This is a genomic window from Caballeronia sp. AZ10_KS36 (assembly GCF_023631105.1).
Taxonomy (GTDB): Bacteria; Pseudomonadota; Gammaproteobacteria; order Burkholderiales; family Burkholderiaceae; genus Caballeronia.
Window position 1 is genome coordinate 96,265 of sequence record NZ_JALQDQ010000036.1, and the last position, 26,221, is coordinate 122,485.

Below are 26,221 nucleotides of genomic sequence, written 5' to 3' on the forward strand. Positions count from 1 at the left end.
AACCATCATGGCCCGCAAACTGAGCATGAAGATGGCGATCAACGAAGCCATCGATCAGGAAATGACGCGCGATCCGAGCGTGATCGTGCTGGGTGAGGACATCGTCGGCGGCGCAGGCGCGGACGGCGAAAAAGACGCGTGGGGCGGCGTGCTCGGCGTGACGAAGGGACTCTATGCGAAGCATGGCGACAGGTTGCTCGACACGCCGCTGTCGGAAAGCGCATATGTCGGCGCGGCCATCGGCGCGGCGGCGTGCGGCATGCGGCCGGTCGCGGAACTCATGTTCATCGACTTCATGGGCGTGTGCTTCGACCAGATCTTTAATCAGGCCGCCAAGTTTCGCTATATGTTCGGCGGCAAGGCCGAAACGCCCGTCGTGATTCGCGCGATGGTGGGCGCGGGCTTTCGCGCGGCGGCCCAGCACAGCCAGATGCTGACGTCGCTCTTCACGCATATTCCGGGGCTGAAAGTGGTCTGCCCTTCGACGCCTTATGACACGAAGGGATTGCTGATTCAAGCCATTCGCGACAACGACCCTGTGATCTTCTGCGAGCACAAGAATCTGTACGGCTTCGAAGGCGAAGTGCCCGAAAACTCGTATGCGATTCCGTTCGGCGAGGCGAACATCGTGCGCGACGGCAAGGACGTGTCGATCGTCACGTATGGATTGATGGTGCATCGCGCGCTCGAAGCGGCATCGACGCTCGCGAAGGAAGGCATCGAGGCGGAAGTCGTCGATCTGCGCACGCTGTCGCCGCTCGATATCGACACCGTGCTGGAGACGGTCGAGAACACGGGACGGCTCGTCGTCGTCGATGAAGCGAATCCGCGCTGCAACATCGCAACCGATATCTCCGCGCAGGTCGCGCAACAGGCGTTCGGCGCGCTGAAGGCGGGCATTCAGATGGTCAGCGCGCCGCATACGCCGGTGCCGTTCTCGCCGGCGCTCGAAGACTTGTACATCCCGAGCGCCGCGCAGATTGCAGAGGCCGCACGAAAAACCATGCACGGAGGAAAGCACTAATGTCCGCAATCACACCGATCGTAATGCCCAAATGGGGCTTGTCGATGAGGGAAGGCACCATCAACGAATGGCTCGTGGATGAAGGCACGGAGATCACCGTCGGCATGCCGATTCTCGATGTCGAGACCGACAAGATCGCCAATGCCGTCGAAGCGCCCGATGCCGGCCTGCTGCGGCGCAAAGTGGCGCAAGCGGGCGACACGCTGCCCGTGAAGGCGCTGCTCGGCGTGCTCGCGCCGTCCGACGTGAGCGACGCCGATATCGACGCGTACGTGTCCTCGTATGTGACGCCCGCCGAGGACGAGGAACAAGGCGAGGAAGTAGCGGCGTATCACTTCGTCGATGTCGATGGCATCCGCGTGCGCTACGCATCGCGCGGCGGCGATGACGCGAGCCGCGCTGCCGTGCTCTTCATTCACGGCTTCGGCGGCGACCTCGACAACTGGCTCTTCAATCTCGACGCGCTCGCCGAGAAACATCGCGTGTTCGCGCTGGATTTGCCGGGGCACGGGCAATCGACGCCGAAGGTGCCGGGCACGTCGCTCGCGGAACTCGCGGGCTTCGTCGGCAAGTTCATGGACGCGGTCGGTCTCGAACGCGCGCATCTCGTCGGACACTCGATGGGCGGCGGCATCGCGGCGCAGATGGCCGTCGATCAGCCTAAGCGCGTGCAATCGCTCGCGCTGATTTCGCCTGCCGGTTTCGGCGATGAAGTGAACAACGCGTACACCGAAGGCTTCGTCACGGCCGAATCGCGCCGCGAGCTGAAGCCTGTCGTCGAACTGCTGTTTGCGAATCCCGAACTCGTGAGCCGCCAGATGCTCGACGATCTGCTGAAGTATAAGCGGCTCGATGGCGTAAGCGACGCGCTAACATCGCTCAACGGCGGATTGTTCGCGGGCGGCAGGCAGAGCGCGCAGCCGGGCGTGAATCTCGCCGCGACGGAGAAGCCGGTGCTCGTGATCTGGGGCGCGAAGGACCAGATCATTCCCGCCGCGCACGCGAAGCACGCACCGGAAGGCGCGACCGTGCGCGTCTTCGAAGACGCCGGGCACATGAGTCAGATGGAGAAGGCGAACGAAGTGAATGCGCTGTTGAAGGCGCATGTCGAGAAGGGCGGCTGACGGTTTCTTCGACATGCGCGCGCCCCGCTGGAACAGGCCGCCAGCGGGGCGCGGTCGACGCGGTGCGCTTGCTACTTCACCGGCGTCAGGATCGGCGCGCCCTTGTTCTTGAGCAGGACCACGACGAACTTCGCCGGCTGCGTGGCGCTGGCATTGCGTCCGACGGTATGGATGTCGTCAGGGCCTTCGTAGAACGTGTCGCCGGGCTTGAGCGTCACCTCCTTGCTGCCCTTGACGGCCATGACAATGCTTCCCTCCAGCACATACACGAAGGCGTGAGCATCATGACGATGCACGGGGTCCACTGCGCCGGGCGGATAGTCCACCACGATCATCTGAGCTTCCTTGCCCGGATAGTCGGGCAACACCTCGGACCGAAGCGGTGTGACGCTTGCCTCTGGCGCGGCCATGGCCGGCGGCGCGATCATCGAGCCCAACCCTATCAGGGTTGCAGCGACGCAAAGCATTCTCTTCATGACATCACTCCAGGCCGGCCTTGTCGAGCCCGAATGCCTTGTCGGCCGAACCCGGCGCCGTGCGGAACGCGACATTGAGCCGGTTCCAGCTATTGATGATTCCCACGAGGAAGGTCAGGTCGGAAAGCTCTTTATCGGAGTACTCGGCGCGCACGCTGTCGTAAATGTCGTCCGGTACGCCCTCAGCAGGAATGTTCGTCAGCACCTCGGCCCATGCGAGCGCGGCCCGCTCGCGCGGCGAGAACAGCGTCGATTCGCGCCAGATCGCCACGTGATGCAGGCGCAGTTCGCGCTCGCCATGAATCTTCGCCATCTTCACATGCATGTCGACGCAGAAGGCGCAGCCATTGAGCTGTGACGCCCGAATCTCGACAAGCTCGCGGACGTGCGTCTCGATCGTCGATTCCTGAAGCAGCGCGCCTAGCTGGATGAGCTTCTTCGAGAGTTCGGGCGATTGCTGAAAGTAGTCGATGCGTTGCGTCATGTTGTACTCCTAAGTGCTGTATGTCGTGAAAGCTCGGTGAGGACAATCAACCGCGCTGGGCCCGGGCAAGCCACTGATCGAAACCGATGCGACCGATGCGCGCTTCGCCGAGCGGCACGAGCGACAGTTCCTCGACCACGCCGCCGTAGTACCGCGCCTTCGGATCGGTCACGACCGGGCGTGCGTCGCCTACGGATTTCAGGTATCGCGCGATGATCTCCGCGAACGGCGCGCGATCGGGGCCGGCTATGTCGATGGTGTCGTTCAGCGGCGCCGCGAGCGCCACCTGCGAGAGGATCGCCACGATGTCATCCACCGCTATAGGCTGAAACTGGCCGTCGCCGACGCGCACGGTGCCGCGCTCCGTGCTGAAGTCCGCGATGCCTCCGATGAACTCCATGAACTGCGTGGCCCGCACGATGGTGTACGGAATGCCGGCCGCCTGGATCGCTTCTTCCTGCGCGACCTTGGCGGCGAAATACGCGTTCTCCGGCATGCGGTCGGTTCCGACGATAGACAGCGCGACGTGATGGCGCACGCCCGCCGCCACTTCGGCCTTGCCGAGATTGCGCGCCGAGGTGCGAAAGAAGTCGAGCACCGCTTGCGGTTCCCATGACGGCGCGTTCGATACATCGACTACGACGTCCGCGTCCATGAGCGCCGTGCCGAGACCTTCGCCCGTGATGGTGTTGACGCCGGTACGCGGCGATGCAGCGAGCGCCTCGTGGCCCGCCTCGTTGAGCAGTGGGACCAGACGCGAGCCGACGAGGCCCGAACCACCGATTACGACGATCTTCATGGCAGATCCTCCGGATAGGTCGATGAAACGACGGGCGTAGTGACGCATGAAGGCGTGTCGCGCCGTCGAATTCCCAGAACCAGTATGGGACAATGATGGTCTACTTATAAGGGGCAAGAATCGTCGAGACGACTAGTCCAAGATTGCCCCACCGCACGTGATCGGAGAGACGTTCATGAACGCCCGAAGCCCTGCACTGGCTATCGAAATCGATCGCCTGAAGCCCTTGCCGATCTACTTGCAGATCTGCGAGCGATTCAGAACGGCGATCGCAGCCGGGCATTTGCGTCCGGGCGACCGCGTGCCCGCGCTGCGCAATCTCTCGACGCAGTTGAGCACGGCGCGCGGCACGGTCGAGCTGGCCTATTCGATCCTCGTCGATGAGGGCTATCTGCAAATGCGTGGTGCCGCCGGCACGTTCGTATCGCCGTCGCTACCGGGTGCAGTGGTGCAGCGCGCGGATGAAAAGAAAGCGGGAGGTGGGAAGTCGCGAGATATGCGACGTGACCAACCGACGCGGTCGGAGGGAGCGGTGACCGTCGCCATGAGCGGCGAGCCGCGGCCGTTGCAGCCGGGCCTGCCGGCGCTGGACGCGTTTCCGCGCAAGATATGGAGCCGGCTGGTTTCGCATCGCGTGCGCAGCGGGGATCGCGCGATGCTCGGCTATCCCGATCCGATGGGCTACAGACCGCTGCGCGAACGCATCGCTACCTATCTCGGCTTGTCGCGCGGTGTCACGTGCCTGCCCGAGCAGGTTTTCATTACCGGCGGGTATCGCGCGACGCTCGAACTGGTGCTGCGCAGTCTCGCGCAATCGAACGATCGCATCTGGTTCGAGGACCCCGGCTATCTGCTCGCGCGTAACTTTCTGACGGAGACGGGCGTGCAGTTGACCCCCGTGCCCGTCGACGACGAAGGAATGGATATAGCGCGCGGCATCGAAGTGGACCCGGAGGCGCGCTTTGCATTGGTCACGCCGTCGCATCAAAGCCCGCTCGGACAGGTACTGTCGCTGACGAGACGCCTCGCGTTGCTGGACTGGGCGCAAAAGGGGGCGCGCTGGGTCATCGAAGACGACTACGACAGCGAGTTCCGCTACTCAGGCAGGCCATTGCCGGCCTTGAAAAGCCTCGATCGGCACGATCGGGTGATCTATACCGGTACCTTCAGCAAGGTGCTGTTTCCCGGCCTGCGGCTCGCGTATGCAGTGGTTCCGGATCGTGCTGTCGAGCGCGTCGGACGGGTGGCGTGTTCCATGAATGCCGGCTCGTCGGCGCTATTGCAGGCCGCAGCGACGGACTTCATGGAGCAAGGGCATTTTGCGCGGCATGTGAAGAAGATGCGCGCGTTGTACGGGCAACGACGTGTCTTCATTGCCGACGCGCTGGAGCAGGCTTTCGGCAAGCGACTGAACATCGATCTGCCGCCCAGCGGAATTCAGTTCGCGGTGCGATTCGCCGAGGGCGCGAACGGGCCGGTCGACGATGTTGCTGTTGCCGCCCGTGCCCGGCAAGCGGGGCTCGGCGTATTGCCGCTTTCGATCTGGTATGCGAATGCACGTATGCCGCGCACGCCGAGGGGTCTTGTCATCGGCTTCGCTAACATTACCGATGCAAGCGAAGCGGCCCGTCTTGCCAGGAAGTTGCGCGGCTGCCTGGATCGCTGAGGGGACCGTTCGCGTGCCGAGTCAAACCGCGACGCTGGAACATCGGTTGCTCAGACGAATGGCCTGCGACAAAAGTGCGTCGTGCTGTTGCGATGCGCTTGAGCGGGTAACCTTTGAGAGGAACTCGGAATGAAAACACGTCATCTTGTCACGGTCGCGGCCGCCGTACTTGTCGTTGCGAGCGGCACTGCCCTGGCCCAGGAACAAAGCGCGCCGATGGCCGGCGCATCTCACACCACCGATTCGAGCATGGCAACGTACGGTGCGTCCACCTACCGCAGCTCCGACTACGGCGGCGCCGCCGATGGCGATAGCGCGGCCGGCGCCCGCAACTACGGCGAGTGGGCCAGAGCCCGCAACCCGGCGAACTGCCCGCCGGGACTCACGTGTAACGTCTATAAAGGCTCCTGAGGTCTGCGTCCGGCCAGCGCCTCGCGCTGCATGAGGGCCTGCGCCATGCGACGGCGCCGGCAAGCATGCGTCGTGAGGATGCGGCCGGACGCAAGCTGCTACGTTCTGTCCCTTGGCCGCTCTGCCGAATTCATGCTATTGAACGGCCGGCGCTCGGACGCGCTCATCCCGACATCGCGTTCGAACGTCATGCCAGGCGTTTATACGACCTGCTTGCTGAGAAAGCGCGCGCGCATCGGCTTGAGCACCAGAATGGCGAGCACGGCTGTCACGATGTCCAACGTAATCCCGACGCTGAAAACCGGCACCCAGCTACCCGTATGCTGATGCAGCAGCGCAGCCAGCGGCCCGCCGAAGATCGAGCCGATGCCCTGCGAGATATAGAGCCAGCCGTAGTTCTCGGTGGCGTGGCGCGTGCCGAAAGTATCGGTAAGCGTCGACGGAAACAGCGAGAAGATTTCGCCCCAGCCGAAGAAGACCACGCCCGAGAGCAGCACGAACAGCACGGCGTTGTCGCGCGTCATGAGCCACAGCGCCATGGCGACGCCTTCCAGCGCGAAGGCGAAAAACATCGTGTTTTCGCGGCCGAATCTGTCCGATACCCAGCCGAAGAGCGGGCGCGTCAGACCGTTGGTGAAACGGTCGATGGTGAGCGCGAGCGGCAGCGCGGCCATGCCGAACACGACGACCTTGGTAATGCCGAAGTCCGCCGCGAATGTCGCCATCTGCGAGGTGACCATGAGGCCCGAGGTCGACATCATCGTCATCATGGCGAACATGAGCCAGAAGAGCGGCGACTTCATCATCTGCGAAGGGCGCAGATTGCGCACATCCGATGCGGCCGTTGCCGATGCCTTCGAGGGCGTTGCGTCGCGCGGCACACGCAAGCCCTGCGATGCGACGAACCCCACTACCGCGAATGCGATGCCGTATAGCGAAAGCGTTGCGTCGAGTCCGCGCGCCGCGAGCGACGCCGAGATCGGAAACGTCGTCACGATCGCGCCCATGCCGTAGCCCGCGGCCACTGCGCCCGCTGCGAAGCCGCGCCGGTCCGGGAACCAGCGCACCATCAGGCCGACCACGCCGACATACACGATGCCGGTGCCGAGACCGCCCACGAGACCATAGGTGAGATAGAGCATCGGCGTGCTGGTCGCCATCGACGAAAGCACCCAGCTCAGGCCCGACATGACCGTGCCGAGCGAAATCAGGAGGCGCGGACCGAAGCGGTCGATGAGCTTGCCCTGAAACGGCGAGAAGAACGTCTGAAGGATGATGAGCAGCGAGAACGTGATCTGCAGTTCAGGCAGCGGCACGCCGAGCTTGGCCGAAAGCGGTTTGGTCAGCAGCGTCCATACGTATTGCGGGCTGGAAATGGACATCATGCAAAGCAGGCCGAGGCCGAGCTGAAGCCAGCGGTGATGTGTCGTGCTCGCGGGCGCACCTGCTTCTTTGTGCAGTGGTTCGATGCGTGCGTTCATATGCGTTCCCCGGATAATGTGCGGATAAAAAAGATGAGTCGTGCCCTCCGGTCCGACGAACGCGGCCCGGAAAGTGTTTGCGGTAATGCGCCTTAGGTGTTAGCGGCCCGCAGCCGCTGAGTCGCCGCGCGGATCGTAAGCGGCGTCGAATATTTCATCAGGACGCCGAAGTATCTCGTCTGCTTGAGTATTGCGACGGCGTGATTTCGGCGGACGGTGACACCGTGCCTGATTCAGTTGATTGGCCGCGATGTACGCGTGCTCCAGAAGCATTGATCTTTCCCTTGTATACAACGGGAAGGGACAATGCGAGATCCGTGCCAATAGTCGGTGGAAACCCTGAGAGCACCGAGGGACAAGGGTTCGGGCGCGGGATCGCCGGTTTGCAGCGAAACCGCGCGATGCCGTCAGATGGTGCGCCGAGGTCTTGCCGGTGCGTGCCCGATGCCGACGCGCCCCGGCGCGGTGCGCGCGGTGAGCAGCCGTTGCAGGGTGAGCCCGCTCACGCTGGCCTGGCTTCCGGCGATATGACGCGTCAGGAGCGCGACGCAAAGCGCGCTGTCGCTGCGGCGAATGGCGTCGAGGATGGCGGAGTGTTCGTCGTAAGTCTCTGCGATGCCGTCGCCATGCACGAGGTCGAGCCGCCGCACGACGCGGATGCGGTCGGTGACTCGCTGCATCGCCGAAGTCAGTTCGTCGTTGCCGACGGCTGCCACGAGCGCGTGATGCAATGCCTCGTCCAGCTCGACGAGCTTGCGGCCATCGGTGATGCGCCGCGCTCGCCCGACTTTCCACGTGCGATCGAGCGCATCGAGCAGCAGATGCAGTTCTGCCTGCGGCGCCTCGCCGGCGCAGAGCTTGCGCACGGCGAACGTTTCGATCATCTGGCGCATCTCGTAGAGATCGTCGAAGCGTTTGCTGTCGATGGGCATGACTTCCCAGCCGCCGCGCACGTAGCCTTGCATCAGGCCATCGCTTTGCAGCCGCTGCAATGCTTCCCGCGCAGGCGTGCGTGACACCGCGAAGCGTTGCGCGATGGCGCCTTCGGTGAGCCGGTCGCCCGGCAGCAAATGCATGTCGAAGATTTCGTCGCGCAGCGTGTAGTAGACGCGATCCGCGCGCGTAAGCGTGGCGGGCGGTGCGATGACGGGGCGCTCGTCGGGCATCGTGTTCACGTGGCGTCGGCTTCGCTTGAGGTGCGCGCAGGGGGGGCTATCGGGCAGCCGGGAGCGCACGAGATTATCAGATTTGTGCTTGTGCAAGCCGGATCATCTCCGACAGGCGACCGGTCTCCACCGTCCTCAAAGTGCAACGATCGATCGTACGTTTTGTCGGCGCTGACCTGTCGCGCGGCGGACGTTCCTTCGACAAAGCAAAAAGCTGCCCAATGCTCTGGTGGCAAACCGACCGACGCGCGACAATCGCTGCCACGGCGATACCCGGCTCACGGTGGCGGGCCTCTGGTACTCCCCGATGGGTGAAGGCGGAGCAATTGCTTCCAGTCAGGCGAGAGCGCGTCGATGCAATGATAAAGGAGCAGCTTAATGCCCGATGTTCGGGACACGATGTTCGAAGGCGGCGGCGAGGTTCGCGCGTTGCTGCGCCAGTACGACTGGAGCGCGTCGCCCCTCGGGCATCCGTCGGAATGGCCGGCGCCGTTGGTCACCGCAGTCAGCATGGTGCTCAGTTCCGCTTTCCCGATGTTCGTCGCCTGGGGCCCCGAGCTCGGCTTTCTTTACAACGATGCCTACGCGGTCATCATGGGCCGCAAGCACCCGGCCGCGCTCGGCGGCCGTTTCGAGCATATCTGGTCGGAGATCTGGCCTGACATCGCGCCGATCATCGACGGCGCCATGTCGAACCGGTCCTCCTACTTCGAGGATCTGCCGCTTACCGTGGTACGCCACGGTTATCCGGAGCAGAGCTTCTTCACCTTTTCGTATTCGCCGCTGCAGGACGATTCGGGCCGCGTCGGCGGCATGTACTGCACGGTCATCGAGACGACGGAACGCGTGCTCGCCGAACGGCGCGCGGCGTTCGAACTCAAGGTGTCGGAGGCACTGCGCCCGCTGACCTCGCCGGAGGAAGTGGTCGCGCGAGCGAGCGCGCTCATCGGCGAGCAGTTGACGCTTGCACGGGTCATCTACGGGGAATGCGACGAACCCGGCAAAAACTTCTTCGTGCCGCGCGACTGGACCGCGCCGCCGTTGCCTAGTCTTGCCGGAACGAGCTTCGCGCTGGAGGACTTCGGCCCCGCCATCATCGATTCGCTGCGTGCCGGACACGTCGTCACCGTGAACGACAGCGGCACCGATCCGCGCACGGTCGAGTTTGCGAACTCGTACGGACTGACGGGCATCCGCTCGTTCATTGCGGTGCCGCTCATCAAGGCCGGGCGATTGGTGGCGTTCCTCGGCCTGCACCGGGCCGAGCCGTATCAATGGACCGCGAGCGACGTGCGGTTTGCGCGCGACATGGCCGAGCGCACGTGGTCGGCGGTCGAGGCGGCGCGCGCGCAGGCCGAACTGCGCGCTGAACGCGATCGGAGCCGCTACATCTTCGACACCATTCGCGAAGGCTTCATGCTGATCGACGCGTCTTCGACCGTCACATACATGAATGCGGAAGGGCTGCGCATTCTGGGCCGCACGAAGGAGGAGGTGGTCGGGGGCAGTCACTCGCAACTTTGGCCCGAAGCGATTGCCACGGATCTCGCAGGCCTGTATCGACGCGTGACCGAAAGCGGCGAGGCCGGCGCGTCGGAATACTGTCACAGCCGTCCCGGCGGCGATATCGTCTGGGTGGAACTGCGCGCCTATCCGACCGGCGAAGGCGGAATCGCGTCGTTCTTTCGCGACATCACCGACCGCAAGATCGCCGAAGAGAAGCTCAAGGCGGCGGATCAGCGCAAGGACGAATTCCTCGCCATGCTCGCGCATGAGTTGCGCAACCCGCTGGCGCCGATCTCCGCCGCCGCGCAACTATTGAAGATCAGCAAGCTGGACGAAGAGCAGGTGCGCCACAGCAGCGCCATCATCGCGCGCCAGGTCACCCATATGACCGGACTCGTCGACGACCTGCTCGATGTGTCACGCGTCACGCGTGGGCTCGTCACGCTGGCCCGGGCGCCGGTCGATGCGCGGCTCGTGATAGAGGACGCCATTGAGCAGGTTCGTCCGCTGACCGAGGCGCGCGCGCAGCGGCTGGCAGTGCGCCTGCCATCGCGCGAGGCGACAGTATTGGGCGATAAGGCGCGGCTCGTGCAGGTGGCGGCCAATCTGCTTCATAACGCGTCGAAATTCACGCCTATCGGGCGCAGCATCGAAATAAGCCTCGACATAGACGGTGACGAACTCGCGCTGACGGTGCGCGACGATGGCATCGGCATGGAGCCGGAACTGACGGCGCGTGCGTTCGACTTGTTCACGCAAGCCGAGCGCTCGTCCGACCGCTCTCTGGGCGGCCTGGGCCTCGGGCTCGCTCTCGTCAAGCATCTGGTAGAACTGCACGGTGGGACGGTGCATTGTTTCAGCGCGGGACTCGATGCGGGAAGTACCTTCGTGGTCCGCCTCCCGCTGATGCAGGCGCAACCGGCGGCACCCGAGGGGCATGCGGAAAAGGCAGACTGGACGTCGCATCAGCGCCTGAAGCTGCTCATCGTCGACGATAACGTGGACGCGGCCGAAGCACTGGGCGCTCTGCTTGAGTCCTGCGGGCACGACGTCATCGTCGAACATGACGCGCGGCGCGCGCTGGAACGTGCGTCGCAGGAACGGCCCGATGCATGTCTGCTCGACATCGGCCTGCCGGGCATGGATGGCAACGAACTCGCGCGGCGACTGCGCGAACGCCCGGAGACGGCCGGGGCGACGCTGATCGCCGTGACCGGGTACGGGCAAGCAGAGGATCGTCAACGCAGCGCGCAGGCCGGGTTCGACCACCATCTGGTCAAACCGATCGTCATGGAGCAATTGGCGGCGCTGCTCGCGGGCATCGGCGCGAAAACCGACGGTTGAGTCAACGCGCGCAGCATGCCCTTGTCGCCGACGCTCGCACGCAAGGTCTCAAGCGCCTTATGACAGCCCACCGGCTCGCACAGGAGCTAAAGCTTCCAGAAGCGCTGCCGTAAATTGAATGACACGTCATCGGTCACGAGCCGGGTCGATGCCGGGCTTCGGCTCACCTCCACAAAGCCAACCAAACACCTGCACCGCAGCGCGATCTCCCGCAGGATAAAGTATTCGCGCCTTCTGCCGTTATAGCTTGCGAACGACGTCCCTTCATGCGGAGACAAGAATAATGGTTGGCCAGTCTACTTTTAAGCATACGTTCGATTCGGTGTTATTCGACGACCTCGTCGCAGCCGGCGAGCCCGAGCTGGATGAACTCGAGTTCGGGGTGATCGGCTTCGACGCGACTTACGCCGTGACTCACTACAACGCTCTCGAGTCATCGAGCGCGGGGCTGAGTGCCACTCGCGTCCTCGGCAGACATCTGTTCGAAGAAGTCGCGCCGTGCATGAACAATTTCATGGTGGCGCAACGGTTCGAGGATGAAGCCGAACTCGACGAAGTGCTGCCCTACGTTCTGACGCTGCGCATGAGGCCGACGCCAGTACAACTGAGGCTCATGAAGTCCAGCCGCAGCGAAACCCGCTTTCTTCTGGTTCAACGTCAGACCGGCAAGTGAAGGTCATGGCCCTCGCGGAAGGCGCATTGGAAGCGGAGCACGAGGCGCTGCTGTCGTTCATGTATATGTCGCCCATCGGGATCGTCCGTAGTGGCTTGAATGGCGAGGTGGACATGCTCAATCCGGTCGCGGTCCAGTTGCTCATGCCGCTCGCCGGGCGCATGGGCGTCGGTAACGTATTCGAGAGTCTGACTAACGTCGCACCGGAGTTGCGCAACCTCGTATCGAGCTTTCCGGCCGAGCGGGGTCGCGTTTGCGAGGGCCATCGAATCGTGATCGCGCCCGGTGCCGATCGCCCGATGGTACTGTCATGCAACATCATCAAGGTCAACAGCAGTACGTTGATGATGACGCTCTCCGACATCTCCCGTCAGGTCGAGGCCGAACGACGCGCGAGACAGCATGAGTCGTGGCTCGCCGGCATCTATACGAGCGTCAACGATTTCGCCTTCTTTACTCTCGACGCCGCTGGCCGTATCGACAGCTGGAATGCATCCGTCGAGCAGCTTACGGGCTTCGGCGCCGAAGAAGTGCTGGGCCATACGCTGGACCTCTTCTATGCGCCCGAGGCTGTCGATCCGTATTGCAGTCCCGAGCATATTGCACTGACGCGCGAAGAGGGTTGGCATATTCAGGAGCGCTGGTGCGAAAGCAAGCAGGGCCGCCGCTATGCCGCGCAAATCCTGGTTGCCGTCTCGCGCGAAGACAATGGAGACATCGCGGGATATTCGCTCGTGATACGCGACGTCTCCGAACGGAAGATTTCCAGCGACGAACTCACTCGCCTTCTCACGACGGATCATTTGACCGGCGCGGTCAATCGCGCGCATTTCTTCAAGCTCGCTGAGAAGGAGCTTGCGAGAACGAAGCGACTGGGCAAGGACTTGTCTGTCGTGATGATCGATGCGGACCATTTCAAGCGAATCAACGACACTGCCGGGCATCAAGCGGGAGACCTCGTGCTGACGCAGATCGTTCAGAAGGCGAAGGCCCATTTGCGGTCGATCGACCTGCTGGCCCGACTCGGAGGCGAAGAGTTCTGCCTGATGCTTCCGGGAACGTCTCGCGAAGAGGCGCTCGTCATCGCGGAACGTGTACGTGTAACGATCGCCGACGCAGAGATCGAAACAGGCGCCGGCCCGATACGCGTGACGGTGAGCGCGGGCATTGCCTCCGTGACCGATGCGACGTCTTGCGTAAACGACTTGCTCGCCGCAGCCGACAAGGCGCTCTACGCCGCCAAGGCAGCCGGTCGGAATCGCGTGGAACTGGGTTGAGGGCAGGCACTTTTCATGCGCTCACTTTGCCCAATTGTCCCTGGCATGTCTGTTTGGTCGTCGAGGAACCTAAGAAGCCCGACGCATGAGAATGAGTGAAAATCGATGCAATGGCGTAGCGGTATCACGCCACGAATCCCAACATAGCGTCACATCGCGCGGCGCGACAAGCGAGGAAGCGCGCTGCGCGCAACCCGCGAAAGAGGCTATCAAGTCTTCGGCCGACTCCGTGTCCGCCAATGAAGCATTGATGGAGTTTCTGTACCGCGCGCCGATAGGGCTCTTGCAGATCTCCGCACTCGGGATGATCGAGATGATCAACCCGATGTCGGCCCGCTTGCTGATGCCGCTTTCGCCGGATGGCAACCTCGTCAACCTGTTCGACGTGCTGGAGACGATCGCGCCGCAATTCCGGCGAATGGTCGAGGAATACGAGGCGCCTGCCGGAGCTGTTTGCGATGCGGTGCGTATCACGGTTCCGCGCGCTTCCAGAAACACGCTTGCCCCGCAGGTCTTGTCGGTCAGCTTGCTCAAGCTCGACGAGAACCACCTGATGGCAATGGTGAGCGATGTCACGCTGGAGTCGCAGCGCGAGCAGTCCATGCTTGACAAGAAGCTCGGCGAGGCCGCGCGCCGCGACAAGCTCACCATGATGCCGAACCGCACCTCGATCTGCGAGTTCATTCAGGGTGGCATGCACCATCGGAATCCGGAAGCGCGCCGCGGTCTCAGTGTGCTATTCATCAATTGCGATCGCTTCAAGCAGATCAACGACTCTCTCGGTCACGCCACCGGCGACGAGGTTTTGGCAGAGGTCGCCAATCGATTGATGACGACATTGGGTCTACCCGATTCGCAGAACGGCCGACATGACAGCGGCCTGCTCGCGGGTCGGCTCGGGGGCGACGAGTTCGTCGTGGTGATCGGCGAGGCGCGATCCGAATCGGACGTTCTCTCGCTTGCGGATCGGCTGCTCAGTGTGTTGAGCGAGCCGTACCGGATCTCCGGCCAACAATTGCACCTTGGCGTCAGCATCGGGATCGTTCACTCGGCGACGTCGAGCGCGCACCCCGATGCGATACTTCAAGACGCGAGCATCGCGATGGTGGAAGCCAAACGTCGCGGCGGAGCGCGGCATGTGAGTTTCGAACCTTCCATGCACGAGCGCGCTGCGCGTCGAGCGCAAATGGAGAATGACCTGCGTCGTGCGATCACGAATCAGGAACTCTTCGTCGTCTATCAACCGGTCGTCATGCTTGCGCCGACTGCGGACAGATGGTCGTTCCCGCCACATGCCGCCGCTGTCGAAGCACTGGTGCGGTGGCGTCACCCCGACAGGGGCATCGTTCCGCCGGTCGAATTCATCGGCGTCGCCGAGGAATGCGGCTTGATCGGCGCATTGGGCGAATACGTACTCGATACCGCCTGCCGCCAGTTCGTCGCATGGAAAGGGGAGCTGGGGCGCCTGGCCCCGCGCCTTCTGGCGGTCAATCTTTCTCGCGCCCAACTGACCGACGAGGGATTCGTCGCCTATGTTGCGCGTACGCTGCAAGCGAGCGGCATGAGTGCGAACGAGCTGCAACTCGAAGTGACAGAGAGCCTCGCTGCGCAGGATGAATCCGTGCAGGCCACGTTGCAACAACTCAAGTCGCTTGGGCTCACCCTGGCGCTCGACGACTTCGGGACGGGTTATTCGTCGCTATCGAGCCTGCACCAGCTGCCGGTGGCTACCGTCAAGATAGATCGGTCGTTTGTGAGCCAGGCAGTGCAGAGCGCGCATCATCGCGTGCTGATCGAAGCAACGGTTCGCGTAGCCGCGAGCCTGAACATGAGCACCGTTGCCGAGGGAGTCGAAAGCGAGGCGCAGGCATCCGTGGTCCGCTCGCTCGGCTGTGAGAAAGGCCAGGGCTATCTGTTCAGCAAGCCGGTTGTGTCGGAGGATCTCGTCAGCTGGTTGAAGAGCAATGACGCGTGAGGGCTCTGGGCGATCGCCTGCAACGACGGTGGGCTGACGCGGACAATCACGTAAAGTATCGCTGTCTCTGTCCAAACAGGTCCATCAATGCTCGTTCGCCCGCTCACTCCATCCGACGCGTCGTCATTCGTCTCTTTGCGGCTTGCCGGACTGAAGGAGTGTCCTGCCTCGTTCGCTTCCAGCTATGAAGAAGAAGCGGGCCGCTCGCTGCATGACGTCGAAAGACAACTGGCGGCGGTGCGAGGCCAAGGCGTGTTCGGCTCTTTCAATGGCACCCGCCTCGTCGGCGTCGCGGGCCTCGGGCGTGAGCACCCGCGAAAGCTGAGTCACAAGGCGTTTGTCTGGGGCGTCTATGTCGCGCCGGACATGAGAGGCCGGGGCGTCAGCAGAGCGCTCATCGTCGCACTCATCGAGTTTGCGCGACTCGAGCCTGAGATCACGCAAATCAATTTGACTGTGAACGCGAACAACGAGCTCGCAACCCGGCTTTACAAGTCGTTGGGCTTTGAACCCTTCGGCGTGGAGCGGAACTCGTTGCTGGTGGACGGTTGCTTTCACGACGAGGTACACATGTCGCTGAAGATCGATCGTCGGACCGCGTCATAGGACGGCGCAGAAGGCTACGGGATTCGCTCGATGCCAGAATGCAGCGGCAATCCGGCATCGGCTTCAATGGTGAAGCGCTTCCTCACCGACCTGTAGCGCGGCGAACCGCTCCGACACCTTCTGAGCGAGGTCGATGAGTCGATAGCTGATCCGGCTCGGTCCGGTCATCGTTACGATCTGGTATGTGCCGCCCGTTTCAGGGTCGAAGGCTCGGGAAATCTGCGTCGCGTCGGTCGGCCCCGACATGGTCAACACTGCATCTACCGCAAACGCAAGCGTGAGCCCATCCACCACGACCACCAGCGCCTGCCGCGGCTCCGAACGCTCGATCTCGCTGCCCGCCGCCAGGCCCAGATTCACGAGCTCGACAAGGTCATTGCGCCAGTTGATCAGTCCAAGGCTCGCTTGATCCACGCCCCCGCGCACTTCGATCTTAGGGTCCGTCACGATTCCGGCTACGTGTTCGATGTTCGTCGCGTAAGGGCGTCCCGCCACCGAGAACACAATGTAGGAACCGGTGTATGCCGCTGCCGGATTCACCGTGGCCGACCCCGTCTGCGGCGCTGTGGTGCGGGGCAGATGCATCAGCCGTCCGCTGCTGGAGAGCGCTTGCGCGTTCAGAACGAGCGCCGTTCTGCTTCCGGATGTACCGATAGCGCCGAAGAAGAAGCCGGGTTCGGCAAAGGCAACCGGCGACACCGGCCGTACGTCTTTGGGCGCGAGCAGTACCAGTTCTGAAAGCTCGTCGACGGCGAAACCGGTCACACGGTCACCGTGCGCGAGGACGAGCAGATACTTGCCTTGCCCCGTTTCGCGCTGGGGAAGACTCAATACCGCAGGAAGGTTCATGACGGCGAGGTCCGCCCCTAACCAATGCGCGACTCCCAGGAACGTGGTGTTGCCCGGACTCGGTTGCTGAAGCTCGGGCATTGGAATGACGCATCGGACACTGAGCGCGTCGACGCCTAGCAGATGCTCGCCGCAACGTACGATCGCGTGTTGTCTGCGTCGCGACTTCTCATCCTCGTTCGAGCTAGCTTGGAGGCTTTCCGCGTCGCAGAGGCGAGCCATCTTCCGGGCGGCCCTTCCTGCCGTTGCTTCGTACAACGTAGCAACGTTCGCAATGCCGATGAGCGACGACGGTTCTCCGAGCGAAGCCAGCACGGGAAAGAGTTCCGCTGCGGATTCATCGTCCGGCGACAGGGTAATCAGGCTGTCTCGGTCGATCGCTTCGGTCTTGTCGACTGCATCGACTTCGATGCCGAACACGGCATCGCCCTGGCGCAGAACGATGACGTGTCCCGCTGGCTCATGCGCTGTCTGATCGGGGCAAATAAGCCGGTAGGTATCGAGCGTAGCGACGGCGTCGCCGCGCAGCAGGAAGTATCCCTTCATGCTGGCCGGCTGACCCGCTATCTGCTGGTAGGCGCAAGGCGCTTCCACCGCCTCGACGATGTGCTCGACAGGGATGCCGAAGCGGATCGAGCCGACCTGCACGACGCCGACAACAAGTGCTGACGAATCCATCATCAATTCTGGCGGGACAGCGCGGCCACGGTGGAAGACGAACGAACCGCCGCTTCGCCGCCTGTTACCAGCGTCAGTTCGCGCAACAGCTCAGAGACAGTACGCGTAGCGGTTGCCTGCTTTTCGGTTACCTGATGTATCGCCGCGATGGTCTCGGTCGTACGGTCGACACCCGCCCGAATACGGTCGAAGCCGTTTGCTGCGCGTCCGGACGTTTCGCTTCCAGTCTTGATCCGATGCACGGACTCGTCGATGTGGCGACGAATCTCGTTGGTCGCCTGCGAGCAACGCTCGGCCAGCCGACGCACTTCGCTCGCAACGACGGAGAAGCCCAGTCCATGCTCTCCCGCGCGCGCCGCTTCGATGGCTGCGTTGAAGGCGAGCATGTTGGTCTGCGTGGCGATCTCGCTGATGACCTTCACCACTTCGCTGATACCGGCGGAGGACTGCTCGATCTCCTTGATCGCCGACATCGATTCAGCCAGCGTACGACCGCCCGTATCCGCCTCGGCCTGCGTTTCGGTAGCGACTGCCGTTGCCTCGCGCGTGCGCGTGGCGATGCCGTCGATGGATTGGGACAACTCGTCGATCTTCTCGCTCATTGCAATCAAACTGGCCTGCATCCGGCGCTCGCGCTCCACTTGCGCGGTGATGTCGCTCGCGTACTTCACGATCTTGTAGGGCCGGCCGGACTCGTCGAGCACGGGGTTGTACGTCGCCTGAAGCCACACGCGGTACCCGTGCTTCGATACGCGCTCGAAGCGCCCGGCATGGTAGTCGCCGCGGCTCAGTCGCGCCCAGAAGTCGCGATATTCGGCCGTGGCGGTCGTTTCGGGATCGCAGAAGATGCTGTGATGCTTGCCGACGATCTCGCGCAGCGTATAGCCGATCGCATCCGTGAAGTTCTGATTGGCGGCCAGAACGTTGCCTTCGAGGTCGAACTCGATGACCGCATTCGCCCGGTCGATGGCGGCCAGACGGCCATCTCGTTCAGCGACGCCGCGTTTGAACTCCGTGATGTCGGAGGCGAACTTCACGATCTTGATGAGCCTGCCGTCCGAGCTATAGATCGGGTTGTACGTCGCCTGAATCCATACTTCGCGGCCGCCCTTCGCGATGCGCTTGTACTGCCCGGCGTCATACTCGCCACGCCCGAGCTTTTCCCAGAACGAGCGATAAGCGTCCGTGTTCAGGTACGACGGCTCGCAGAACATCCGGTGATGCTGGCCCTTCACTTCTTCGAGGCTGTAGCCCATCAGATGAAGGAACAGGTCGTTCGCCGCAAGGACGTGGCCGTGCAGATCGAACTCGATGACAGCTTGCGCCCGTTCCATCGCCCGCACCTTGCCGGCGTGATCGTCGGCGAGCGTGCGCGCGCCGGTAATGTCGGTGGCGACCTTCACGATCTTCTGCACATTGCCGCTTTCGTCGAGAACAGGCGTGTACGAGCCGTGAATCCAGACTTCCGAGCGCGTCTTGGTCAGGCGTCTGAACTCGCCGCTCGCTTCGCGTCCCGAGGCGAGCATGATCCAGAAGTCCTGGTATGCCTGACTGTTGGCGTATGCGGTGTCGCAAAAGATGCGGTGATGCGATCCGACTACCTCGTCCGCCCGGTAGCCCATCAGGGTCAGGAAGTTGGCGTTCGCGCGCAGGATCACGCCGTCGGGCGAGAATTCGACGACGGCACGCTCTTTCTCTGTGGTGGCCCACAAGGAGCGCAATTCGGCGAGGGGCTTCTGACCGGCTGCTGCCGCATTCGACGCGCATACGGTGAATGAGGGTTCGGCGTTCGGATTCATGGTTCGAGTCTTTCCAGAGCGTCCCCGATGGACTGTCAGGGCTTAGGCGGGCTTAGTTTCTTGTTAGCGGCAGCAGGGCGGCCGATCTTTAGCTGCATCGCGGAAAGAAAGCGCTTAAGTATTCGCTGAGTTCTGCCGACAAGACATCAATCAAGACCTACCCTTAGTTTTTGCGAGCGATGATGTCCGAGTATCCGGTTTTATATAACGAAGAAGACAGACTCGATGCGGTCGCGCAATGCGGCTTGCTCGATACGCCCGACGATCCCCGCATCGACCGCATCACGCGACTTGCGGCGTATGTCACGGCGTGCCCTATCGCGCTGGTGTCGATCGTCGCCGCGCATCGGCAATGGTTCAAGTCGCGGCACGGGCTCGCGGTTAAGCAAACGCCTCGTGATATCGCCTTCTGCAACTATGCGCTCGTCGAGCCGGGCATCTTCGTGGTCGAAGACGCAACAAAAGATGATCGCTTTCGACTGAACGCCCTCGTGACGGGCGACCCCGGCATCCGCTTCTATGCGGGCATCGCGATCACCGGGGCGAGGGGCCACCGTTTGGGCACCTTGTGCGTCATCGACACAACTCCTCGTGCGCTGTCGCCTGTTCAGAGGCGTTTGTTCGACGATCTCGCGGGCTGTGCCGCCGACGTTTTGCGCGTGGTCGAAGCCGAAATGACCGCGCGGTAAAAGGGCGGCGATGGATCGACGAAGCAAAGCGCGGCAGCCTCATACACCGCGCGCTCGTCGCTCGGCTGATACGCTACGCGTTTGCCACGCATGGAAAGGACCGCCGTGTTGAAGATCGATCCCGCCCGCCTGTTGAACGACCTCGAGCACCTGCGCAGCTTCGGCGCGACGGGTCCGGGCGTCGTGCGTCTCTCGCTGTCGCCGGTGGATATGGATGCGCGCCGCTGGCTGGCGCAGCGCATGAACGAGGCCGGGCTCGATGCATCGATCGACGGCTTGGGCAACGTGTTCGGCCGCTCGCGCAACGACGGCCCGGCGCTCTTGATCGGCTCGCATACCGACACGCAGCCGACCGGCGGCTGGCTCGACGGCGCGCTCGGCGTGATCTACGGCCTCGAAATCGCCCGCGCGCTCAACGAGTGCGATGCGAGGCGCCATCTCGCCGTGGACGTCGCATCGTGGATCGACGAGGAAGGCACGTTCTCGGGCTTTCTGGGCAGCCGCAGCTTCGTCGGCGAACCCGTCGACGAGGCGATTCGCAGCGCGCGCAATCGCGAAGGCGTTCTGCTCGGCGACGCGCTTGCAGCGGCCGGCATCGCGGACGCGCCGCGTGCACGCATCGACCGCGCGCGTCACAAGGCGTACATGGAGCCGCACATCGAGCAGGGTGGCCGGCTGGAGGCGCATGGCAATGCCATCGGCGTGGTAACGACGATCGTCGGCATACGCGAATTCCGGCTGCGCTTCACGGGGCAGCGCAATCATGCAGGGACGACGCCCATGTCGATTCGCCGCGATGCGGGCGCGGGACTGGTCGCGTTCATTACGCGCATGAACGAAGCATTCGAGCGGCTCGCCGATGCCGATACCGTGTGGACGGTCGGGCGCATCGACCTCGATCCGGGATCGTTCAGCGTGGTGCCGGGTTCCGCCGACATGTACCTGCAATTCCGCGACGCCAATGCGCAACGCCTCACTGCAATGGAAGCCGCGCTCGCCGAACTGATCCGCGACTTCAACGCGCAGGAGAAGGTGAGCGTCGAGATAAGCGACATCGAGCCGCCCGAAGAACCGGTCACGATGGACGCGGCGCTGCAGGCCCACCTCGCGGATGCAGCGCAAGCGCTCGCGCCGGGGCAATGGGAGCGCATGCCGAGCGGCGCGTCACACGACGCGCAGGTGATTGCGCATCATCTGCCCGCGTGCATGCTGTTCGTGCCGAGCATCGGCGGAGTCAGCCATGATTTCATCGAGGATACGGCTCAGGCGCATATCGTATTGGGTTGCGAAGTCGCGGCGCAGGCGGCTGCGAAGATTCTGCAAGGGATGCGGGGATAAGCGGCAGCACCAGCGCAAGCCCGGTTAGAACTGGTACACCTCGGCCGGATTCTCCACAAGAATCTTGCGCCGCCCCTCGTCCCCCTCGACGAGATTCATCGCCCATTCGAGCATGTGCGCGTCCTCAGGCACGGGCCGCACATTGGGATGCGGCCAGTTCGATGCCCACAACCCCCGCTCGGGATACCGCGACGACAACTCGCTCACGAGCCACGCCACATCGTCGAATGCAGGCGGACCGACACGCGAACTCTCATACGGCGCGGACAGCTTGATCCAGCAGCGCCCGCCATCCAGCAACCGGCACAGCGACGCGAACCCTTCGCTCTGCGGCGAGACAGGCGCGAGAAACTTGCCGAGATGGTCGATCACGAGCCGGGACGCGAGACGCGACAGCATCGGCTCATGGCGCGGCAACGCATGCCCGTCGAGTTGCAGATCGATGTGCCAGCCAAGCGGCGCGATGCGCGCGGACATCTCGGCCAGCGCGTCCCATGGCAAAACGCCGCCCGGCAGCATCATGAAGCGCACGCCACGAATGCCCGCCTCATGCAGACGCTGCAATTCGTTGTCGCCGACATCCGGCGGCACCACCGCAACGCCGCGCGCCCCGTCGCCCAGTTCGGCTATCGCGCCAAGCGTGCAGCGATTGTCGAAGCCATAGCCGGTTGGCTGCACGACGATCGCGCGGGACAAGCCGAGCGTGCGCTGCATTCGCGCATACGCGGACGCAGGCGCCGGTGGCGGAACGAACGTCGCGCTCGCGGCGAGCGGATACCCTTCCTCGTAGACATGAATGTGGCAATCGCACGCGCCTTCGAAAGGATGCGGCGACTTCATCGCGCATCCGCCGGAACGCCGATGCCCGCGTGGCCCCAGCGCGCCAGCCGGAACGCGTGCGCCGCATTCACCGCGCCGACCGGCATGCGACCGTCGAACAGCGCCTCCGTCTGCGCGACCGTTTCCATCGACTGATGCTCGATCGCGCCCGGCGTCAAGCCACCCACATGAGGCGCCGCGAGCACACGCGGATGCGCAGCCAGCCGGGGCGATGGCATCTGATCCGGCGCACGCCCGACATCGAGCGCGCATCCCGCGATGCGTCCGCTCTCCAGCGCGGCGAAGAGCGCGGCGTCATCGACCAGTTCACCGCGCGCCGCGTTGATGAAATAGGCATCGGGCTTCATCGCGGCGAAGGTGCGCGCATTCATCAGATTCGCGGTCTGCTCGTTCGCGGGCGCGAGACACACAACGAAATCGGCCTGCGCGAGCAGGGCGTCCAGATCGACCGCGCGCACGCGCGCATCGTCGATTCGCGCGTAGGGATCGGACACGATCACGCGCATCCCGAATGCGAGCGCGAGTTCGCACAGATAACGCGATATCTGTCCGTATCCGATCACGCCGAGCGTGCTGCCGCGCAACTCGCGGCCCATCTGCGGCACGGGCGCTTCGTTACGGTGATAGGCCGACGCATACGCAGTCGTCGCGCGCGCGAGATCCAGCATTGCGCCGATCACCCACTCGGATACCGCCGGCACGAAGCCCGCGCTCGCCTGCGTGACGAGCACGCCATGTTCGCTGGCGGCATCGACATCGACGGTGCGGATATCCACTGCGCAGCGCACGAACGCGGCGAGCTTCGGCAGCGCCTCGAACAACGCGCGCGGCGCAGGCGTCTGACGATACGCGATGACGACATCCGCGTCGCGCGCCTTGTCCGCGAGTTCGGCCGTGGTCAGTTCGCGGTCTTCGGGGTTGTAGGCGACATCGGCGATCTTCGCGAGCGCCGCCGCCGCGCGGGCGCCGAAATAATGGTCCAGCCTATGCCGGGGGTGACTCACGAATACCTTGTTCATTTTCTGGTCCTGGATTGCTTCGTTACCGGCCTCGCGCTGCGCGGCGGCGCTACCGATTCCCGTTCGACGAGCGTGATCTCCGTGAATAGCGCCTGCTCCGATGCGGGCATCGGCTCATCGTGCGCGCGCATGACCCGTTCGACCATCGCGGCGGCCATGGCGGGCACCGGAAGCTGCACGGTGGTGAGCGCGGGGTTCGAGATCGCCGCCAGAAAGTGCCCGTCCATGCCGACGATCGACACATCCTCGGGCACGCGCAGCCCCGATTCGCGCAAGCCCGCCATCAGACCCAGCGCCATCAGGTCGTTGACCGCGACGATCCCGGTCGGGCGCTCGTCGTCGGCCGCCAGTCGACGCGCAAGCGCGCGGCCGTTCTCGGCGATCATCGAGTCGCCGTATTCGTTGACCGGACCGCTGTCGAGCACCTGCGCGCGCGCGGACAGGCCCGCTTCGCTCGCAGCGGCGAGAAAGCCGTCGATCTTGTCGCGCCGGCTCATCGTCTTGCCAGTCAGCGTCGCGAATGCAAGCCGCGTGTGACCCTGCCCGATGAGATGACGTGTCGCCATGCGCGCGGCACCGAAGTTGTCGGGCGTCACATGATCGACGCGCGTGGCTTCGCCTTCGGTCGCGCGGCGGTCGTAACTCACGACGACCATTCCGCGCCCGGCGGCGGTTTCCAGATGGCGCTCATTGGCGAGCGATGAGATCACGATCACGCGGCGCACGCCCTGCGAGAGCAGGTCCTCGAAGAACGAGGCTTCCTTCGCGGGATCGCGATACGTGTTGCCGATCATCACCCGATAGCCGTAACGCTCCTGCGCATACGTCTCGACTTCGCGCGCGATGTAGCCGTACATCGGATTGGCGATGGACGGCACCAGCAGTCCGACGATCGGCGTCTGCCCGGTCTTCAACTGACGCGCCAGCGTGCTCGGGCGATACCGCAGCGTGCTGATGGCGGCCTGCACGCGGGCAAGCGTTTCCTGGCGCATCTGATCGATGCGGCCGTTGAGCACGTTCGACACGGTGCTCACGGACACGCCGGCTTCGCGGGCCACATCCTGAATGGTGCTCATAGCGTTGACTTCTACCGGCTACAGGCCGAGCCGGGTCGGCAACCAAAGTGAGAAAGACGGCACCAGAACCAGCGCCACCAGTGCGATAGCCAGCACCAGCAGATATTTGACCATGGGACGCGCCACCGCCTTCATGTCCGTGCCGGTGATCGCGCAGGTCGCGAACAGGCCGAGACCGACGGGCGGAGCGAAGAGGCCGAAACCCATTGCAACGACGATCACCGTGCCGAAGTGCAGAGGGTTGATGCCGAGTTGCGTCGCGATCGGCGTGAGCAGCGGGCCGAAGATGATGAGCGCGGGCGCGCCTTCCAGCACCGCGCCGAACACGATCATGATTAGCACCGAGAGCAGCAGGAACATCGTCGGGCCATACTGATGCGCGAACGCGATCATCGAATCGGACACGAGCGCGGGAATCTGCTCGATGGTCAGCGCGAACGAAACGCTGGATGCGGCCGCCACGATGAACAGAATACTGCTCGCCATCGATGCCGAGCGCACGAACACGCGCGCGATCGACTTCGGCGTCAGTTCGCGGAACGCGATCCATCCGACGACGAGGGCATAGACCACGGCGAACGCCGATACTTCCGTCGATGTCGCGATGCCCGAAGTCACGCCCTTGCCGATCATCGCGATCATGACCAGTGCGACGAGCGCGCCGCCGAGCAGGGGCAGCCACGCGCGCGGGTGCGTCAGGGCATCGGCGAGATTGATGCGCCGGCCGCAGATCACGGCGACGATCGCGAGCGCCACGGCAAGCACCGCGGCCGGCACCACGCCTGCGAGGAACAGGCCGGCGATCGAAATGTTCGCGACGAAGCCCATGATGATCATGTTGACGCACGGCGGGATGGTCTCCGCCATCACGGCGCTGCATGCGAGCAGCGCGGCGGCTTCGTTCGGGTCTTCGCGGCTCTGGCGCACCGCGGGCATGACCACGCCGCCGACCGCCGCGATATCCGCCAGTTTCGAGCCCGACACGCCCGAGAAGAACGCGGTCGCCATGATCGTGATGAGGCCGAGTCCGCCGCGTACGCGCCCGAACATGCGCAGCAGCAGCTCGATCAGTCGCGACGACATGCCGTTCGTTTCCATCAGAAGGCCGGCGAGCACGAAGAACGGAATGGCAAGCAGTACGAAGTGATCGGTGCCGGCCATGACCTGCTGCGAATACACGAGCATCGGCAGGGACGGTTCCGCGAGGAAGTAGAGCAGGGCCGAGAAGGCGAGCACGAAGCCGATCGGCACGCCGAGCACGAGTCCGCCGATGAAGCCGATGGCGAGCAGCGCGCCCGGCCGCACCGCATGACCGGGTACGAGGACGTCCCACCCATACACCGCCGCCGCGATCGCCACGCAGCCGAGCAGCGTGCCGAGCACGAGTCGGCGCGTGCCGTTCAACGCATGGGCGAGGGCGAACACCGTCATGCACAGGCTGCCCGCGACGAGCGGATACACGTTGATCCACGCGGGCAGGCCGCTCGGCGTCATCTGCCCGTATGAATCGACGAGCAGCAGACACGACGACACGCAAAGATTGGCGGCGACGCCCGCGATCACCCAATGGCCGGCATGCACGAGCGACGGTTGCCAGCGCTTCGGCAGCATGCCGCGAAACAGATCGACGCCCACGTGCTGGCTGCGCCCGAGCACGGTGGCCGCGCCGAAGAAGACCAGCACGATCATCAGCGCGCGGGCGACTTCCTCGGCCCAGTCGAACGGATCGTGCAGGAAGTAGCGGTAGATAACGGACAGAAACACCACGAGCACGTCCGCCGCGAGCACGACCGCGCACAGATATTCGATGCCGTGCATCAGGCGCCCGAGACCGCGCGCAAGCGGCGTCTCGCGACCGAAGTTAGGCGCGGCGAGCGTGGCTTCGGGGCCGGGCGTCGCGGAGAATGTGGTCATGGCGTCG

Annotated in this window: 22 protein-coding genes; 11 read left to right on the plus strand and 11 right to left on the minus strand. The window is 63.7% G+C overall.

The window, feature by feature from the left end:
* Positions 1-7: 7 nt before the first annotated feature.
* Complete coding sequence (locus tag NCR35_RS22375) at positions 8-1,024, plus strand: alpha-ketoacid dehydrogenase subunit beta (protein WP_250536134.1); 1,017 nt, start codon at positions 8-10, stop codon at positions 1,022-1,024.
* The gene (locus NCR35_RS22380) at positions 1,024-2,148 is read left to right on the plus strand and encodes an acetoin dehydrogenase dihydrolipoyllysine-residue acetyltransferase subunit (RefSeq protein ID WP_250536135.1); all 1,125 of its coding nucleotides are present in this window, start codon (positions 1,024-1,026) and stop codon (positions 2,146-2,148) included. The genes NCR35_RS22375 and NCR35_RS22380 overlap by 1 nt, the downstream gene beginning before the upstream one ends.
* A gap of 71 nt (positions 2,149-2,219) precedes the next feature.
* On the opposite strand, the gene NCR35_RS22385 is transcribed toward NCR35_RS22380, so the two are convergent.
* The 3 genes from NCR35_RS22385 to NCR35_RS22395 are packed head-to-tail and all read right to left on the minus strand — an operon-like array spanning position 2,220 to position 3,907.
* On the minus strand, positions 2,220-2,624 hold the full coding sequence (locus NCR35_RS22385) for a cupin domain-containing protein (RefSeq protein ID WP_250536136.1): 405 nt from the start codon (positions 2,622-2,624) through the stop codon (positions 2,220-2,222).
* A gap of 4 nt (positions 2,625-2,628) precedes the next feature.
* Complete coding sequence (locus tag NCR35_RS22390) at positions 2,629-3,108, minus strand: carboxymuconolactone decarboxylase family protein (protein WP_250536137.1); 480 nt, start codon at positions 3,106-3,108, stop codon at positions 2,629-2,631.
* Positions 3,109-3,154: 46 nt separating this feature from the next.
* Positions 3,155-3,907 carry an SDR family oxidoreductase gene (locus NCR35_RS22395; RefSeq protein ID WP_250536138.1) on the minus strand — a complete coding sequence of 251 codons (753 nt, stop codon included), beginning with the start codon at positions 3,905-3,907 and terminating at the stop codon, positions 3,155-3,157.
* A 175-nt stretch (positions 3,908-4,082) separates the two neighbouring features.
* Here NCR35_RS22395 and pdxR point away from each other — a divergent pair, with 175 nt between their 5' ends.
* Positions 4,083-5,573 (plus strand): MocR-like pyridoxine biosynthesis transcription factor PdxR, encoded by a 1,491-nt coding sequence (gene pdxR, locus NCR35_RS22400; protein WP_250536139.1) that lies wholly within the window; start codon positions 4,083-4,085, stop codon positions 5,571-5,573.
* 129 nt (positions 5,574-5,702) lie between these two features.
* The gene (locus NCR35_RS22405) at positions 5,703-5,984 is read left to right on the plus strand and encodes a hypothetical protein (RefSeq protein WP_250536140.1); all 282 of its coding nucleotides are present in this window, start codon (positions 5,703-5,705) and stop codon (positions 5,982-5,984) included.
* A 200-nt stretch (positions 5,985-6,184) separates the two neighbouring features.
* Here NCR35_RS22405 and oxlT read toward each other — a convergent pair whose 3' ends face one another.
* Positions 6,185-7,465 (minus strand): oxalate/formate MFS antiporter, encoded by a 1,281-nt coding sequence (oxlT, locus tag NCR35_RS22410; protein ID WP_250536141.1) that lies wholly within the window; start codon positions 7,463-7,465, stop codon positions 6,185-6,187.
* A 407-nt stretch (positions 7,466-7,872) separates the two neighbouring features.
* Positions 7,873-8,631 carry a GntR family transcriptional regulator gene (locus tag NCR35_RS22415; RefSeq protein WP_250536168.1) on the minus strand — a complete coding sequence of 253 codons (759 nt, stop codon included), beginning with the start codon at positions 8,629-8,631 and terminating at the stop codon, positions 7,873-7,875.
* Between the two features lie 378 nt (positions 8,632-9,009).
* On the opposite strand from NCR35_RS22415, the gene NCR35_RS22420 reads away from it, so the two are divergent.
* From NCR35_RS22420 to NCR35_RS22440, 5 genes are all read left to right on the plus strand, one after another.
* A complete protein-coding gene (locus NCR35_RS22420) occupies positions 9,010-11,481 on the plus strand; it encodes an ATP-binding protein (RefSeq protein WP_250536142.1) in 2,472 nt (823 codons plus the stop codon).
* A 283-nt stretch (positions 11,482-11,764) separates the two neighbouring features.
* Complete coding sequence (locus tag NCR35_RS22425) at positions 11,765-12,154, plus strand: phosphonate transporter (protein WP_250536143.1); 390 nt, start codon at positions 11,765-11,767, stop codon at positions 12,152-12,154.
* A gap of 5 nt (positions 12,155-12,159) precedes the next feature.
* Positions 12,160-13,431, plus strand: a complete 1,272-nt coding sequence (locus NCR35_RS22430) for a sensor domain-containing diguanylate cyclase (RefSeq protein ID WP_250536144.1) — start codon at positions 12,160-12,162, stop codon at positions 13,429-13,431.
* Positions 13,432-13,516: 85 nt separating this feature from the next.
* Positions 13,517-15,406: a putative bifunctional diguanylate cyclase/phosphodiesterase gene (locus NCR35_RS22435; protein WP_250536145.1), complete on the plus strand. Its 1,890-nt coding sequence runs from the start codon at positions 13,517-13,519 to the stop codon at positions 15,404-15,406.
* Between the two features lie 87 nt (positions 15,407-15,493).
* Positions 15,494-16,012, plus strand: a complete 519-nt coding sequence (locus NCR35_RS22440; protein ID WP_250536146.1) for a GNAT family N-acetyltransferase — start codon at positions 15,494-15,496, stop codon at positions 16,010-16,012.
* Between the two features lie 63 nt (positions 16,013-16,075).
* On the opposite strand, the gene NCR35_RS22445 is transcribed toward NCR35_RS22440, so the two are convergent.
* Positions 16,076-17,542, minus strand: coding sequence for a chemotaxis protein CheW (locus NCR35_RS22445; RefSeq protein WP_250536147.1), 1,467 nt, complete (start codon positions 17,540-17,542; stop codon positions 16,076-16,078).
* The gene (locus NCR35_RS22450; protein ID WP_250536148.1) at positions 17,542-19,338 is read right to left on the minus strand and encodes a methyl-accepting chemotaxis protein; all 1,797 of its coding nucleotides are present in this window, start codon (positions 19,336-19,338) and stop codon (positions 17,542-17,544) included. The genes NCR35_RS22445 and NCR35_RS22450 overlap by 1 nt, the downstream gene beginning before the upstream one ends.
* 182 nt (positions 19,339-19,520) lie before the next feature.
* On the opposite strand from NCR35_RS22450, the gene NCR35_RS22455 reads away from it, so the two are divergent.
* Together NCR35_RS22455 and NCR35_RS22460 are read left to right on the plus strand one after the other, a co-directional pair.
* Positions 19,521-20,027, plus strand: coding sequence for a GAF domain-containing protein (locus NCR35_RS22455; protein ID WP_284503223.1), 507 nt, complete (start codon positions 19,521-19,523; stop codon positions 20,025-20,027).
* 105 nt (positions 20,028-20,132) lie between these two features.
* Positions 20,133-21,365 (plus strand): Zn-dependent hydrolase, encoded by a 1,233-nt coding sequence (locus tag NCR35_RS22460; RefSeq protein WP_250536169.1) that lies wholly within the window; start codon positions 20,133-20,135, stop codon positions 21,363-21,365.
* A 24-nt stretch (positions 21,366-21,389) separates the two neighbouring features.
* Here the strand turns inward: NCR35_RS22460 and NCR35_RS22465 are convergent, their stop codons facing one another.
* From NCR35_RS22465 to NCR35_RS22480, 4 genes are read right to left on the minus strand one after another with little or no spacing between them, the layout of a single operon-like run.
* On the minus strand, positions 21,390-22,205 hold the full coding sequence (locus NCR35_RS22465) for an amidohydrolase family protein (RefSeq protein ID WP_250536150.1): 816 nt from the start codon (positions 22,203-22,205) through the stop codon (positions 21,390-21,392).
* The gene (locus tag NCR35_RS22470) at positions 22,202-23,224 is read right to left on the minus strand and encodes a hydroxyacid dehydrogenase (protein ID WP_250536151.1); all 1,023 of its coding nucleotides are present in this window, start codon (positions 23,222-23,224) and stop codon (positions 22,202-22,204) included. Before NCR35_RS22470 ends, NCR35_RS22465 begins: the two co-directional genes overlap by 4 nt.
* The gene (locus NCR35_RS22475; RefSeq protein ID WP_250536152.1) at positions 23,221-24,300 is read right to left on the minus strand and encodes a LacI family DNA-binding transcriptional regulator; all 1,080 of its coding nucleotides are present in this window, start codon (positions 24,298-24,300) and stop codon (positions 23,221-23,223) included. Before NCR35_RS22475 ends, NCR35_RS22470 begins: the two co-directional genes overlap by 4 nt.
* A gap of 18 nt (positions 24,301-24,318) precedes the next feature.
* Entirely contained in the window at positions 24,319-26,214 is a 1,896-nt protein-coding gene (locus NCR35_RS22480) for a TRAP transporter large permease (RefSeq protein WP_250536153.1), read from the minus strand.
* Between the last annotated feature and the right edge of the window lie 7 nt (positions 26,215-26,221).